General features: G+C 70.5%; 12 protein-coding genes. 1 reads left to right on the forward strand and 11 read right to left on the reverse strand.

Annotated features, from left to right (window positions below):
- Positions 1 to 74: 74 nt before the first annotated feature.
- The 11 genes from OG876_RS36550 to OG876_RS36600 form a co-directional block, all read right to left on the reverse strand.
- On the reverse strand, positions 75 to 719 hold the full coding sequence (locus tag OG876_RS36550) for a hypothetical protein (RefSeq protein ID WP_328521278.1): 645 nt from the start codon (positions 717 to 719) through the stop codon (positions 75 to 77).
- Positions 720 to 739: 20 nt separating this feature from the next.
- Entirely contained in the window at positions 740 to 1,483 is a 744-nt protein-coding gene (locus OG876_RS36555) for a TadE/TadG family type IV pilus assembly protein (protein WP_328521279.1), read from the reverse strand.
- Positions 1,470 to 1,931, reverse strand: coding sequence for a TadE/TadG family type IV pilus assembly protein (locus OG876_RS36560; RefSeq protein WP_328521280.1), 462 nt, complete (start codon positions 1,929 to 1,931; stop codon positions 1,470 to 1,472). The genes OG876_RS36555 and OG876_RS36560 overlap by 14 nt, the downstream gene beginning before the upstream one ends.
- A gap of 8 nt (positions 1,932 to 1,939) precedes the next feature.
- Positions 1,940 to 2,356: a TadE family protein gene (locus OG876_RS36565; RefSeq protein WP_328521281.1), complete on the reverse strand. Its 417-nt coding sequence runs from the start codon at positions 2,354 to 2,356 to the stop codon at positions 1,940 to 1,942.
- Between the two features lie 7 nt (positions 2,357 to 2,363).
- Positions 2,364 to 2,582 carry a hypothetical protein gene (locus OG876_RS36570; protein ID WP_328521282.1) on the reverse strand — a complete coding sequence of 73 codons (219 nt, stop codon included), beginning with the start codon at positions 2,580 to 2,582 and terminating at the stop codon, positions 2,364 to 2,366.
- A gap of 80 nt (positions 2,583 to 2,662) precedes the next feature.
- Positions 2,663 to 3,583, reverse strand: coding sequence for a type II secretion system F family protein (locus OG876_RS36575; RefSeq protein WP_328521283.1), 921 nt, complete (start codon positions 3,581 to 3,583; stop codon positions 2,663 to 2,665).
- The gene (locus OG876_RS36580) at positions 3,580 to 4,485 is read right to left on the reverse strand and encodes a type II secretion system F family protein (protein ID WP_328521284.1); all 906 of its coding nucleotides are present in this window, start codon (positions 4,483 to 4,485) and stop codon (positions 3,580 to 3,582) included. Before OG876_RS36580 ends, OG876_RS36575 begins: the two co-directional genes overlap by 4 nt.
- A gap of 4 nt (positions 4,486 to 4,489) precedes the next feature.
- Complete coding sequence (locus tag OG876_RS36585; RefSeq protein WP_328521285.1) at positions 4,490 to 5,800, reverse strand: CpaF family protein; 1,311 nt, start codon at positions 5,798 to 5,800, stop codon at positions 4,490 to 4,492.
- Positions 5,797 to 6,600, reverse strand: a complete 804-nt coding sequence (locus tag OG876_RS36590) for a hypothetical protein (protein WP_328521286.1) — start codon at positions 6,598 to 6,600, stop codon at positions 5,797 to 5,799. The genes OG876_RS36585 and OG876_RS36590 overlap by 4 nt, the downstream gene beginning before the upstream one ends.
- Positions 6,600 to 7,340 carry a hypothetical protein gene (locus tag OG876_RS36595; protein WP_328521287.1) on the reverse strand — a complete coding sequence of 247 codons (741 nt, stop codon included), beginning with the start codon at positions 7,338 to 7,340 and terminating at the stop codon, positions 6,600 to 6,602. The genes OG876_RS36590 and OG876_RS36595 overlap by 1 nt, the downstream gene beginning before the upstream one ends.
- A 53-nt stretch (positions 7,341 to 7,393) precedes the next feature.
- On the reverse strand, positions 7,394 to 7,855 hold the full coding sequence (locus OG876_RS36600; RefSeq protein ID WP_328521288.1) for a hypothetical protein: 462 nt from the start codon (positions 7,853 to 7,855) through the stop codon (positions 7,394 to 7,396).
- 170 nt (positions 7,856 to 8,025) lie between these two features.
- Between OG876_RS36600 and OG876_RS36605 the strand changes: the two genes are divergently transcribed.
- Positions 8,026 to 15,102: a hypothetical protein gene (locus OG876_RS36605; RefSeq protein WP_328521289.1), complete on the forward strand. Its 7,077-nt coding sequence runs from the start codon at positions 8,026 to 8,028 to the stop codon at positions 15,100 to 15,102.
- Positions 15,103 to 15,118 lie beyond the last annotated feature (16 nt).

Here is a 15,118-nt window from a genome sequence, read left to right on the forward strand (position 1 = left end):
TTCGACCAGGGGCATCATGCCCGGTACTCGCTGTCCCCGTCACCTAACCGGAACCTGAATTCTCGCGTTCTGACCTAGGCCGGATAGTGCACGCCCGAGCAACTGACGCCGGTCGACGGAGCCAGCCGGTACGGCAGCCAGCCACGGCCGGTCCGGACCATGTCGATCACCTGAGGCGATCCCTGCGGCGTGACATCGATCCAGTTCTTCGCCTTGAGATCCCAGTACTGCGTGGTCTGCGATCGGCACGTCTTCACCCGAACGATGCCCTCCGACTGGTTCTGCACACCCATCACCACCACGCTGCCCGGTGGGCGCATCACCCAGCCGTTGCGCTGGGCATCGAAGATCGCCTGTGACACGTCGGCGTACCAGAAGGACGGGAACGACTTCTTCAGCACGGTGTCGTCCTTCGACACCAGGGCCTGGAAGTACAGCGGATAGCTGCTCACGAGGCCTTGGACGGCGGCGTTCGACGCGAAGTTCCCGGCCTCGACGATGACTTGTGCCTTCGGCTGCGTGGTGGGCTTGGCTGTCGTGGTCGGCTGCGACGGTTCTGTGGTGGGCTCGGCCGTCCCGGTCGACGGGGTGCTGGAGGTTGTTGGGCCGGAGTCGCCGCCGGCCGGCACGGGTAGGCCGCCGTCGTTGGAGTCCTTGCCGCCGCAGGCGGAGAGCAGCAGGACGCCGGCCAGCGCCGCGGGGAGAGCGAACCTACGCACGGATGACATTCCTTCGGTCTCTAGCGGCTTGGCGGGGTGGAGGTGGGTGGCGTCCCGGTCGGCGGACTCTCGGGCGGAGTGGACGACGGGTCCGGCGTGGGCGTCACGTTCGGCGTGCACGTGGCCGGGAACGGGAACGGCGTCAACGTCCAGATCGGGGTCGGTGAGCCGACGGTCCAGGTCGGGCAGGGGAAGTCGATGGTCGGTGGCACCGCGGTGGTGATGGGTGCGCCGGGGTCGTCCGGGGTCCTGTTGACGACGATCGAGGGGATCGTCGGGCTGTCGTCGGCCTTCTTGATGCCTTGCTCGGCGTGGGCCTGGCCGGTGCCGACGGCTTTGAGGCTTTGTTTGCCGATGAGGCCCAGGAACGTCGTTTTGTTGGCGATGTCGACCTGGATGTCGACCTGCTCGTCGGTCAGCGTGGTCGGACCGCAGGAGGTGACGGTGGAGTCGTTGGACTTCACCTGGGCGCAGAAGCCGTTGATCGCGGTGGCGGCCTTGGTGGTGTCGATCTTGGCTTCGGCGTTGTTCAGCTGGATCGCCGCGGCGCCGACGCGGGCCGCCTCCTGGGCGTAGCCGACGGCGCGGGAGCGGGCGCCGAGCTGGCGGCCGCCGTCGATCACCAGGCCGGCCAGGGTGAAGATCATCACCGCGAGAATCGCCACCGCGGGGCTCAGGGCGCCTCGGCCGAGGACGATCCGATGGTTGCCGGGGGCATCGATCCGGAAGAACTCCAGGATCCGGTGCCGATCAGGAGCCGTCACCGCGCACCCCCCGGTACGGATCGAGCGACGAGGTGAATCGCTTGGTGATGGTGGTGTCGCCGCCGAGGCCGAGCAGCCCGAGGTCGCGGTAGTTGATCGTGCAGCTCACCTCGACGGACAGCGGCGCACCGGCGGTGAACCCGGTGGTGATGCTGCCGGACGCGGTTTCCTTGCAGGACTTGACCGCCTGGCCCATCGCATCGCTGACCGCCTGGTCGACCCGTGCCTGGGCATCGGTCAGGGAGCGTGCCTGGCTCGCGGAGCGCGCGCCGTCGCGGGCGGCACCCTCCAGCAGCGAAGAAGTCTGGAAGTAGCGGCCGCAGGCGAGCAGGAACATGAACAGCACCAGCAGGACCGGCGCCAGAACCGCCAGCTCGAGCGCCAGTGCGCCTCGTTCGCGCCGCCGTGCGACCATGCGGCGGCACCGGATCCCCAGTCTCCGCGTCATCTCCTGGCTCACTTGTCGTCGGCCTCGAACTGCTCGATCGGGCCGGTGGCGGTGCGGCTCACCTTCAGCGTCAGGCCGGGAACCAGCGAGACCGTCTCACCGGTGACCGTGAAGGAGACCATGCCTTCGGGGTTGTTGTACGACGGTGGCGCGACACTCGCGTGCTGCAGTGACGTCCCACCGACCTGTTGCGCGTACGACTCGATGTCGGCCCGGACCTTCTCCCCCACACCCGTGCTGTAGACCGGCGGCTGGACCAGCCGCAGCCGGGAAACCCCTTCCTGCGCGGCGTTCAGCGCCACCGACCGCCCGTACAGCCAGAGCGCGGTCTGGATGCTCATGAAGATCAGCGCGAGGATCGCGGGCGCCAGGATGGCCAGCTCGAGCGAACTGACGCCGCGCTCCGAGCGGGGGCGGAAACGCATGATCGGGTCAGCCTTGGTCGATCTCGCCGGTCCGCTTGGTGATGACGCGCTTGACGACCACGCCGATCGCCAGCGCGGCGGCGACCAGGATCGCCGAGATGATCGCCCATTCCAGGGCGGAGGCGCCGAGATCGGTCCGGCCCTGGCGTGCCCGGGCTCGTTGAGCGTGGGCACGCGCCATCGCGTAACCAGCCATCGCCCGCCAGAACTGCAGTTCCGAGATCATCCGTTAGCCTTCCGAATCGTGAGGCCGAAGCAGGCCTCAGTATGCCCTCTACGACGGACAACTTCGTCCGTTGGATCCCACTAGCTCCCGAGGATCGCCGCGCCGGCCGGGAAGGCCAGGAACAGGAAGAACGCCGCGATCATGACGAGCTGCGCGACCAGCATCGACTGGGAGCGCTCACCCGCCTTGCCTTCCACGTCGGCCAGCTCCTTGCGTCGCAGCGAGGCGGCCCGGGCCAGCAGCGAGGCACGGATCTTCGCACCCTCGTCACCGGCCAGCGCGAGAGCGGACGCGAGGTCGCGCAGTTCCTCGACGCCGAGATCCTCGCCGAGCCGGGCCATCGCGTCCCACGGTGTGATGCCGATCAGCCGCGCGTTCGCAAGGGCCTGCCGGATCCTGGCCATCGCCCAGTGGTCGCCGATGGTGGACGCGGTCATCAGCGCCTCGGGCAGGCCACGGCCGCCGGCCAGGTTCATCGCGACCAGGTCGAGGAAACTGCCGACCACGTGCCGGAAGTCACGGCGCCGTTTCTCGGCCTCCTGCCGCAACGCCAGGTCAGGAAGGAAGAACGCCAGGGCCATCGCGGCCAGCGTCACGATCGCCGGGCTGGCCCCGGGCGCACTGAGACCGATCGCCCCGAACAGGAACAGCACGAGCGGGATGAAGATCATCGCCCCGAGCGCGAAGAACACCTTGGTGGCAAGCATCGCCGCGAACGGCTGGTTCATCACCGCGAGGTCGCGGCGGAGCTTCCCGAACCCCCAGCCGCGAGCGTTCGCCTCGAGCTCCAGCCGCCGCCCGAGCGTCTCGCGGGCCCGGTCCACGCCGCCGAGCACCCGCTCGCCGGCCGCACTGGTGGTCGCGCCACTGGTGTATCCGCCCCGGCCGGCGTCGATCCGGGCGATGGTGGACAGCACGTTGGTCGCCGGCTTGATGAACATCCGGACCACCAGGTACACGCCGAGGCCGACGAGACCGCCCGCGATGAAGGCCCACGTCATCCGCCCACCACCTCCATCCGCTGGTCGCCGGACCGGTTGCCCCGCTGGGCGTTGTCGCTCCTGATCAGGAACCGCTCGGGCACCTCGATCTTGGCCAGCCGGCGCAACCAGATCAGCCCGAGCGCGTACAGCGCGATCACGACGGCCAGCACGACCTGCCCGATGAAGCTCGTGTACGGCTGCATGTACGTCGGGTTGAACAGCACGAGTCCGGCCGCCATCACCAGCGTGATCGCGACCACCACCTGCACGCTGCGCCGCGTCGATCGGCGTTCCGCCGCGACCTTCCGCCGTACGTCGAGCTCCTCGCGGGCCGAGTCCGCCAGGGCGCTGAGCACCTCGCGCAGACCGGGTCCGCGCAGCCGGGCGTTCAGTACGAGAGCCGCGACGATCAGGTCCGCGGACGGGTCGTCCAGGTCGTCGGCGAACCGCATCAATGCCGAGGGCAACGGTTCGCGGATGCGCAGCCGGTCGACCAGCAGGTTCAGGCCGGGCTTGATCGCCGGGGCCGCGTTCACCGCGGTCGCCGGGATCGCCTGCTCCAGGCCGACCGCGCCGGCGATCGTGTCGCGCAGCGCCTCGGTCCAGGTGGCCAGTGCGTCCAGCCGCTCGATCGCGCGGCGTTCCTCGCCGGTGCCGCCGAAGAAGCGGTCCGCCATCGCCGCCAACAGGCCGAGCGCCACGGCCAGGACCAGCCAGCGGGTCACGACCAGGACGATCAGACCGACGCCGATCCCGACGCCGAACCGGATCAGGTTCTTCCGGCTCTCGGCGTTGCCCCGGCGGAACACCGAGGGGGTCTCCTCCCGCGGCTCGGTGCCGCGGATCGCGACGATCAGCAGCAGTACGGCGCCGCCGACGACCGCGCCGCAGAGCAGGGCGAGCAGCGTCCTGTTGTTCATCGCGTCACGCCCACGTTCCGTGCACGAGGGGCTGGTACCCGAAGTGCTCGAGCTCGTCCATGCAGGCGATCGGCGCGTGCGCGGCCGCCCGGCCGTCCGGTCCCGGCGCGAACACCTCGCCGGACAGAACCCGGCCGTCCCAGCCGGTCACCTCGCGGATGCTCTCGATGTACCGGCTCAGGCCGCCGCCGTGCTGGTAGTCGTTGTGCTTGCGGACGAACACGACGAAGTCGAGCGCGCCGGCGATCAGCATCTGGGTGGCGTCCATCGGCAGCCGCTCCATCGCCTGGATCGCGTAGGTGCTGATCCGGTTGAACACCTCCATCGAGCTGTTCGAGTGGATCGTCGACAGCGAGCCGTCGTTGCCCTGGCTCATCGCGTTCAGCATCGTCACGATCTCGTCGCCCAGCACCTCACCCACGATCACCCGCGAGGGGTTCATCCGCAGCGAGCGGCGGACCAGGTCGGCCATGCTGACCTCGCCGACGCCTTCGGAGTTCGGCAGCCGCTCCTCGAACGCGACCACGTTCGGGTGCAGGTCCTTGAACTCGCCGAGGCCGAGCTCGAGCGAGCGCTCGACCGTGATCAGCCGCTCGGACGGGCCGATCTCGTTGGCCAGCGCGCGCAGCAGCGTGGTCTTCCCGGAGTTCGTCGCGCCCGCGATCATGATGTTCTTCCGGGCCGCGATCGCCGCCCGCAGGAACGAGCCGACGTCGTCGGACATGGTGCCGTTGACGACCAGATCACGGAGGAACACGCGGCCCAGTCGGGCGCGCCGGATGGACACCGCGGGGCGGGACGTGACACCCATGACCGCGGACAACCGGGAGCCGTCGGGCAGCCGCAGGTCGAGCTGCGGGTTCGCGGAGTCGAACGGCCGGCTGGTCAAGCCTGCATGGGCGGCCAGCACCTGGATCAGCTCGACCAGCTCGTCGTCGCTCTCGGCGACAGCGCCGAGCATCTCCTCGCGGCCGTCGCCGTACTGGACGAAGACCTGGTCACACCCGTTGATGTCGATGTTCTCGACCTCGGGGTCGTCGATCAGCGGCTGCAGCCGGCCCACGCCGAACAGCGCCGAATGGATCGCGCCTGCGATCTGCGCGTCGTCGTCCGGCGTCGGCGGCGTCCGACCCTCGGCCAGTTCGTAGCGGGCGTGGTCCTCGAGCACCTGGACGATCAGCGAACGGGCGTACTCGCGCTCGTCCTCGGCGCTCATCGGCGGTACGCCGTTCACCTGGTCGCGGCGGCGTTGTTCGTTCAGCCGCTCGGCGACCTGGACCCGCAACTTGCGGACCAGCTCCTGATCAGCGCTCACTGCCACTCCCCCTGCGGCGGAAACGCGGCCTGGGCCATGTCGAAGTCTTGCTGCGGCGGCACCGCGGCGAGTGCGGCCATCTCCGCGGTGATGTCGGTCGCGGACCGGATCAGCGGTGTCTTGTCGAGCCGGCCGTGACCACGCCCGTCGAAGAACGCCGCACCGGCCGGGTCGTACGCCAGATGCCACCGGTGCCGAACGGGCACGGACATCGCGTCCAGCACGGTCCACACCTGCTTGACCCCGTCGCGCCGCTTCGGGTCGGCCACCACGACCACGCCAAGCTGTGCGTCGACATGGTGGACCAATGAGGACAGTCGCTCCCGCAGGTGCGCGACCGACGACCCGGTCGCCGTACACACGAGTACGACGAGCCGCGCGGACTGGATGACGGGAAGCTGCGGCGACGACGCGCCGATCCGGCCACAGTCGGCCAGTACGTCGCCGTTCTGCATCTGGTTGAACGAAACGCCGAGCGGATGCCACAGACCGCCCATGCCACCGACCTGCTCAGGTGAACGGACGCCGAGCAGTACGTCGAGACCACCGTCGAGCTGCTGGCTGTGCGCAAGGATCACCTCGTCGCCCAGGCCCTTCCGGCTCGCGGCGGCCAGGCTGACCAGGCCACGGTCGGAGTTGAGCGCCGCACCACCCGGTGCGGTCATCCGGATCGCCACATCGCTGCCGGCCGGGTCGCACTCGGCCAGCAGCACCTGCCGCGGCCAGAGCGCGCCGAAGACGAGACTGGCAGTCGTCACCCCGGGCGAGCCCTTCGCGCTCGCCAATGCCACCAGTGCCATCAATTGGTCCCGTCGGTCCGCGAGACGTCGGGCTTGGTGCCCGGCGCGAGCTTCACCAGCACCAGGGTCTTGGCCGCCGCGGCAGCGGCCACCGGCAGCGCCTGGTCGGTCGGGATCAGCACTGTCACGTTCAGGGTCGTGCTGGCGCTCGTCTTCGGGTCCGTGACGGCACCCGCGGTCGAGGTGACCTCGGCGGCCTTGACCAGCGTGGTCGGGATCCCCGAGTCCCCGGTGGCCGCGGGGACCCGGATCACCGACACCATGTCGCCGACGTCGAGTCCGTCCGAGGGCGCGCGGCCCGCCTCGAGGCTGACACCGACCAGCGCACCGTCGGCCGGGATGGGCTTGGCGCCCACCTTGGTGAAGTTGTCCGGCGTGACGAACTGGTCCTTGTAGAGCCAGGTGGTGGTGTAGCGGCCGAGGTACTGGTTCGCCTCCGACCACGGGATCAGGCCGCCGGTCGCACCGGCGAGGTCGCCGCGGGACAGGTCCTTGGGCTCGATCCGGTGGCCGGGCGCGAGCTTGTCGGGGGCGATCGCGACGAAGTCGGACCGGTTGCCGCTGTTCAGCGCGATCAGGGCGGACCCGGCGGCGCCGAGCAGGATCAGGATGACCGCGAGCGCGGCCAGGGCCGGACGGCGCTCCCGGCTGCTCGGGAGGCGGGTCGCGCCACCGCCCGCCGATCGGCCCGCTCCGCGGGTGCCTTGGGAGGGTGTGCGCGTAGAGGACGAGAGACTCACGCGCCCTACCGTAGTGGCAGCGAGGTGCCATCCGGGCCGCCAGGTCGGTGCCGTTATCGGCTCGCGACCCGGTCCCGTTCCGCGGTCGTCAGCAGGTCCGTGAAGGCGCCCGGTCCGCCGTACAACTGGTCTAGATAGCTGTACAGGCCATGCAGCGCCCGTCCCAGCTCCCGTTGCCATGCGTCAGCGCTTTCCAGCTCGGCCGCGAGCGCCCGCCCCTCGGTCAGTGTGACGGCCGCGTTCACCGGCTGGACGAGCCGCTCCCCGTCCCGATCCGGTACGGCGCTCCGCCCGTGCACCCGGCGTACGGCGCCGGCCAGCGCGGACCGCTCCGGCCCGGTGAGCACCCGGTCGAATCCGGCCCCGCCGTGGAGCTCGTCGAGATAGTCACACAGAGCGAGGAAAAGCTCGACACCGTCGTACTCCGGGCCTTCGGCCGCGACGTGCCGCAACTGGGCCACCACGTTCCGCGCCTCGGGCACGCTCCACTCCGATGAACCCAGCCGGTCGTCCATGCGCGTGATCCTAGGGGGCCGACGGGGCGTAAATCGTTAACAGTTCGGGTGTTCCGAGTAGCTGGCGAGTAACCGAAAGTTTGCTAAATTCCGGAAGCAGACGTCTTGGTGACAACTGGTGAGCACCGAGGCACCTACGGGAGGGGGTGGGTCGGCTGACGACACCCACGATGGCCGCCCCTGAGCCGGCGGTCCGGGCCCGAACGGCCATCGGAACCGCCCTCGGCATCGTCTATCCGACGGCAGTGCCGCTGAGTGACGGCCGCGTCTGGCTGACCAGCCGGCAGGACGTCCTGCCGGCGTACGTCGTCCGGGCGCTGGAGGCACAACTCAGCCGCCGCGCCGCGGACCATGCGCACGATGACCGCTTGCTGGCCGAGGCCGTCGGCGTACTCGGCGCCGAGGTCGCCCGCGTCCGCGGCGAATCGCCCGCGGACGGAGCGACGGCAGCGCTGGATCGGTTCCTCCATGTCCCCGGTTTGGACCAATCCCGCCGGACCGAGGCCGAGGCGATGCTCCGTGTCGCGCTCCGAAGCGCAGCGCCGGAGTCGCCGGAAGCCGCCGCTCGACTCGAGCGCCTACCGGGTACGTCGAAGCCGGTCGCGGCGTCCGAGGTCGTGTCGGCATCGCAGCAGATCAGCCGCGACGCCCGCCTGCTCGCCACGACGGCACCCGCGCGCTCCTCCCCCGGACGCCGGCGTCCTCAGGTCGGCAACAACCATCGCCGGCCGTCGCGTCGCCAGACGCTGACCCGAGCGATCCGAGGCACCGGCCTGGTGACAGGTGCCGCGGGAGACCCGGAGCAGAGCCGGCGTACCGCGCTGGATGTCCTGGAGACCATGAGTCAGGACGAGCTCGGCTCGTCCCTCACCGCCAAGCCGGCCGTCGATCCGCAGGCCGAGCTAGCCGTGGTGAGGATGACGGCGAGCGCCGCCCCTCAGCATGTCCGGGTCGAAGTGCTCCCCACGGTCGGCGGCCTGGTGGCGCAGGGCCGGGTCCGCTCCGGTACGGCGAACGACCCGCACGTACTGCGGATCTCGCCCGGCCTCGCCGACACGCAGTACCGCCACATCTGGGCGCATCAGCTCTCCCTGATGACGCAGCAACTCGCGGCCGCGAAGGCCGAGCGGCCGACCGGGATCCTCGGCCGGCTGCGGTCCCCCTTCGGCCACGAGGGGCGCGATCGCCGCGTCCGGGCCGACAACGCGGCGTACCAACTGCTGACGCAGGATTGGCGGCAAGCGCGGGCCGAGACGCTGGCGAACGGGCGACCCACCGGTCCGCGCAGCGTCGCGGAGCTCGAGCAGGACATCCAGGGCCTGGCGAAGGCTATCGGACGCCGGAGCGGCACCGAGCCGGCCCTCCCCTGGGCGGTCGACGCGATCGCAACCGCTGACGCGTCCGAGACCGGCCTGGCGGCCGCCCGCGCCGAGGCGGACGCCACACCCGCGCGGCACACGCCGGGCCACCTCCGCCAGCAGGTCATCACGCAGATCACGACGCTGGAAGCCGCGGCTGCGGACCTCGATGGCAAGGCTCGGACCAAGACCCTCAGTGCCGCCACGGCGATCACCGAGGCCGGTCAGAGCGAGCGGGACGCTCAGGTCGAGGAGACCGGGAAGGACCTCGGCGCGCCCGAACGGGCCCGCAAGCTGCGCGTGGCAGCCGTTGCCGCCGGCAACAAGGCGCGGCGGCACACCGAGATCGCCGGCGCGTACGGGCAGGCGGCGACCGACGCCCGGCACGCGCTGGCCGGCTACCAGGCCCTGCTCAGCGAGCTCGACGCGAACGGTTCGCAGACCCGGATCGCCGAGCTGGCCCGTCAGGCAGCGAGCCGCGTCGAGGTGTACGAGAGCAGCGCCGATCAGGCGACACCGGTCAAGGATCTCCTGGAGACCGGCGTACCGACCGGCAAGCCGCTGACCGTGCCGCTCGACGAGATCAACCAGGTGCTCGCGAGGTACGACTGTCGCGAGCGGCTCGGATCCGACGCGCCGATCCCGATGCCGGGCGCCGAGTACCGCCGGCTGCTGTCGCCCGACGGCATGGTGTTCACCGTCGGTGGCACTCCGGACGACGACGTCACCCGGATCACGCAGGTCCGGCTCCGGATCAAGCCGCGCGACGTCACCGAGGTGGTCGATCGCGACTACGACCTGGCCGAGCAGATGTCGGGCACCCTCGGCGAGGGTGGCCAGAGTTTCGCCACCACCAGCACGCACGCGTCGAACGTCACGGTCGGCGTCAATGTGCAGCCGTTCCTCGCGATGGCCGCCCCTGGGACGCCTCTGCACGTCGCGTCCCAGCTGCTCTCGCCGCGCGGCGAGGTCTCGACGGGCCGCACGCTGGCCGAGACCAGTGGCGCCACCGCCCACCACCAGTCCGGCTGGGTGGATGTCAACCGGGGCGAGTCACTGCTGTACGAGTGGTCCGGCGAGTGGGAGATCGAGGTCCGCAACTCACCCACCGAGCCTTGGTCGCCGGTGGAGACGGCCGACGCGGGCCGGCAACTGACGTGGGTGTCGAGCGCCTACACCGTCAAGCCGCCTGCCGAGACCGTGTCGCTGGAGGAGCTCGGCCGCGGCGCGGAGTGCACGACGGAGTTCCCGCGGCACACCGTGACCAGGATCAGCGGTCTGCAGCGCCTCAACGACCGCCTGGTCGCCGAGACCCAGCAGAAGTACGGCGGGATCGACCGCGTCACCTTCGACCACATCAGCGGACTCATCACTCAGGACTCGCACCGCCTGCTCAGAGAGGCGACCGCCCCCGGCGGTATCACCCGGCCGATCCCGTCCGGCGGCGAGACGGAGTACGAACTCACCCTCGAGGTGGAGCCGGTCTGGAGCACCGCCGAGCTGAGCGGTGAGTCCAGCTCCGAGATGTGGCAGGAAGAGGTCCTGGTCGACTTCGCCGGAGTCAACGCGAGTCAGTCCTACGGCACGTCGCTGACCGGGACTGCCTCGCTCGCCTTTCCGGGCAAGGCGGTGGCCCAGCCGGTCCCCGGCTTCCTGCCGAGCCCGAAGGCCTTGAACGATGTCGCCGGCTCCGGCGCGGACCTGTCGCCCAGCGTCTCGGTCGGCCGCAACGTCTCACGCCAAGGCGGGCAGGCGGTCAGCTCGACCTCGATCACCCCGGCCGTCCACCGCAACCAAGGCCCCACCCAGGGGGTCATCGTCGACCTGAGGGTCAAGGCGACCCTGCGCAACGTCAACGACCGCAAGTCCGAGCCGATCGTCATCGCGGACACCTGCAAGGCGCGGCTGCGTGTCCCGGAGAACGACCTGTTGCGGGCCGGCGGCCGCGCGGACAAGAACGCCGTACGGCGGGAGCCCGACGGCGCGATGCGGTTCGACCAGGACGACCGGGTGCTGCTCCGCGGCGACCCCGAGCCGCCGACCGGACCGCAGGCCCTGCCGCCGTGGCTCGGTCGCGGCGAGAACCAGCTGCGCGGCCCGGGCAAGGCACTGCCGCAGAACCTCCGCGGTGCCGAGGAGACCCAGCGCCAGGCATTGCTGAAGCTGAGTGCGATGGGTCTGGTGCCGCCGCTGGACTCCAGGCTCAAGCCGCGCCGGGACAAGATGCCGACGGATCCGCTGCGTAGGGCCAGTCAGTTGGCCAACTACGACCGGATCACCCAGCAGATCACCGCGCCCCGGATCGAGGCCGGGATGAACCAGGCCTGCCAGGGTGGCCTGATCGTGGTCCTCGACGATCACCGCACCGGCCGGGCGCCGCACTATCGCAACTTCCGGTTGTCCGTCACCCAGGACTTCGACGACGTCCAGGGCCGCGGCACCAGTACGACAGAGAACATCGTCCGGCTCGGCATCAGTTCGCGAGCCACCGGGCGGACGTCCGGACGATCGAAGGCAGTCCCGATCTCGGGTGGGGTCGGCGCCAAAGCTGGTCCGGCGCCGGGTGTGCGGGGCTGGGCCGGCCGGCTCGGCATCAAGCTGAGCCGCAGCGCGCTCGGCCGAAGCTTCAGCTGGACGGTCGGCCGGCGGGTCCAGCGGGTCACGCTGAACGAGAGCAGCGCGGAAACCGACCGGCTCAGGCAAGGCGCCCGGATCACGTTCGCCGAGGTCACCGACAAGGGTGACTCCGAGCCGCTGGCCGACGTACGCGGAAGCTTCGAGGTCGAGTACGACAGTGCTCTGTCCCGGGCCGAGGCACCGGTGTTCGAGGCGGACCCGAAGGCACCGAGCGCGCTCGCCGTTCGGCAGGCGATCCCGGTCGCGGTGGACGCGGGCAACCCGGCCGACCGGATCTTCTCGGCCGTCAGCGCGATCCGTGCGGACTCGAGCGCCTTCCAGCAGCTGCACACGTTCCTCTCCCCCGACAGCCTGGTCGCGAACCGGGACTGGATGAGCGGCAGCTACGAGCTGCCCATGGTCGTCATCCCGGCACCGGCGAACCCGGCCCAGGCGCTCGAGGACCGGACCCTGCTGCCGCAACAGCTCCAGATCGTCATCCGCGGTGAGGCCACCGCCCTCACGTTCGCCGCGATCAGTGAGCAGACCACGGTCGACATCAACTTCACGATGACCGACGTCGGCCTGACATCCGGTACGTCGCACTCCGGTGGGCTGACCGTCGACGGAGGCGCTGGACCGACCGAGGCCGACGGCTCCGGCTGGTCCGGTGGGGCCACGATCGGCCGGACCGGCGGGAGGTCGCAGTCCACCTCGAACAGCCAGACCTCGGGTGAGGAACGGCTGCTGGTCAACGGCGGTACGCACTACGAGTTCCTCGAGCGGTACAAGCTGGTGGCGGACATCGTGCAGGACGGGCGCGTCATCCAGACCGTGCGGCTGGAGGACGCACTGGCGCAGAAGGCGATGGCCGAACGCCGCGCCCTGGAGCTCTACGCGGGCCGGAAGCTCGACCTGCCGTTGCCGGTCGTGGCCGACGCCGCCGAGCGGTACCTGGAGGGCAAGCTCGAGCTCGATCCGCGGACCGCGGCCGGTTTCGTCCGTCGCTACCGGCACGAGAAGGCCGGTGCGACCACGGGCCTCGCGGCCACGCACACCGACGAACGCCTGACCGAGAAGGTGGTGCGGCAGACCAAGGTGCCGATGCCGCACGCGCCGACGCCGAGCGAGCGGCTGGAGACGGCCGCTGACCGGGCCGAGCGGTTGGCCGACCAACCCCGGATCGTGCACCTGTCCGGCGCGTACGACGCCAGCCTCGCCTCGAGCCAGCTCGAGTCGATCACTCCCGAGGGCAAGCCGGACGAGCAGGTCGAGCTCCTCGCGCTGATCAACCAGCAGATCGAGGAGGTCGCGCCCGGCCTGCAGCAGGCCAGTCCGTTGCTCGCCGCCGAATTGCAGGCCGATCTCAGCCCGGACAGCTACCAGGGCCACCTCGAGGACATGCTCGGACCACGCGGGTACGTCGGCTCGATCGAGGTCCCGGTCGAGGGGCGGGAGCTACCCGACGTACTGCTCGTCCGGGTCCGGGCGCACTTCGAGGGTGAGATCACCATCGACGGCACTCCGGAAGCGGCCGACGGTACGCCGGAGATCCCCAAGGTCGCGGCGGGCAGCATCAACCAGGCCTACGACTACGCCCAACGGGACCGGTCCACCGGCCACACCACGACGTACTCCGGGACAGTCCAGGCCGCGGACGCCAACAGTGCGGGCGGCAGCATGTCGGGCAGTGCCGGGACCGACCGGACCCGGACGCACACGGCCGGCAGCGGCGAGCAGAACACCACGCTGGATCGCACCGGCCACTTCGATGTGGCCAAGGTGAACCGGAAGATCGTCTTCACCACCGAGGTCGTCCGGCTGCACAACGCCGGCGCCGCGACGATGGCGAGCCTGCGGTGGAAGCTCGACCGGACGACGCTGGGTGAGGTCACCACCGTGTCGCAACCGCGGCAACTGCGCGCGGACCTGACCGCGCTGGTCCCCCGCGGGCTGATCACCGACGGGCCGGCCGCCGTGGCTCAGCAGACGGCCGGCGACCGCCTCCCGGAGCACCGCACATTCGAACTCCCCGAGAGCGCCTCGGTCGAGCGGGCCGCGCCGTACCTGAAGGGCGAGCCGGAGTCCGATCGCCTGTTCGACGAGGTCGGAGCCTTCCTCAGCCGCCCCGGCGTCCTCGGCGAGGCCGGTTTCGCGGAGCACAAGGCGATGGTCGGGGCGCAGTTGCAGCCGACCGCGCTGAAGGCCAAGTTCGAGCGGCTGACCAGCGCGCAGGGCCTCCACCTGGTGCCGATGGCGGCGCGCGGCAACGGCCGGACCACGGTCGCCGTCGCGATCAACGCCACGCCGATCGGCTGGGTACTCGAGGACGACGGAGTGGACGGACAGAGCGGCAAGGTCCGCCGGCGGCAGGAGGCCACCCGGTCATCGAGCACCGGCAACCACGCCACCCCGGTCACGGCGACCGGCGGCTTCGACGCCGGCATCGTCGCGGTCACCGGCTCGGTCGGAGAGCAGGTCAAGGAACAGTCCTCCGATGCGCACGGCACGCGGCTGGAGGCCACCAAGATCGAGGAAGGCAAGCTGGTCACGGTCCGGATCCCGGTCGTGTACGACGTCACCGTCCGGCACACCACCGACAAGGGCCGCGGTACGCCGCAGACCACACGGACGACCCAACTCCGGGACGTGGCCCACGGCGAGTACTACGTGAAGATGCTGCGGCACGAGTACCTCGAAGGGCTCCGGCAGATGGAGGAGGGCGCCTCGATGGACGCCGTCCTGGCCGGTGCGCGGCTGGAGGCAGTGCCGCCGGACCTGGGCCGACCGGACCTGGAGGCGACGGAGTACGCCGAAGGCCCGTCGGGACCGGTCTACCAGCCGTACCAACCGCTGCTGCAGGCGCTGGCGAAAGCCAAGGCCGAGCGGAGGACAGTCGTACTGGCGATGCGGGAGACCGACGGCACCGAACGCGTCTACGAGGCGTTCCAGGACGGGAATATGCGGTGCGCCGGCGACGGCGGCTTCGCCACGGCCTTCGCCACGCTGCACCGCGACGTGGTGCGGATGGCGGAGGGCCGGGTCGACCTGCGCAAGCTCTACAACACCTCGTCCCCGGACGGCAGCTTCAGCGCCAAGGTGGCCGCCGAGTTGGAGAAGAGCGGGGTGCCGGCCAGCATGCTCAAGGGTCTCGACTACGCCACCACCGCGCGCGAGTTCGCGGCGTCGCCGAGCAAGGGCGGGAAGCATTCGGCCGCGTCCGGCCGGACCATCGCACCGAGCGGCCACGGGCCGTCGCTGTCAGGCCCGTGATCGCATGATGGTTCGA

The organism is Kribbella sp. NBC_00359, from assembly GCF_036097425.1.
GTDB lineage: Bacteria > Actinomycetota > Actinomycetes > Propionibacteriales > Kribbellaceae > Kribbella.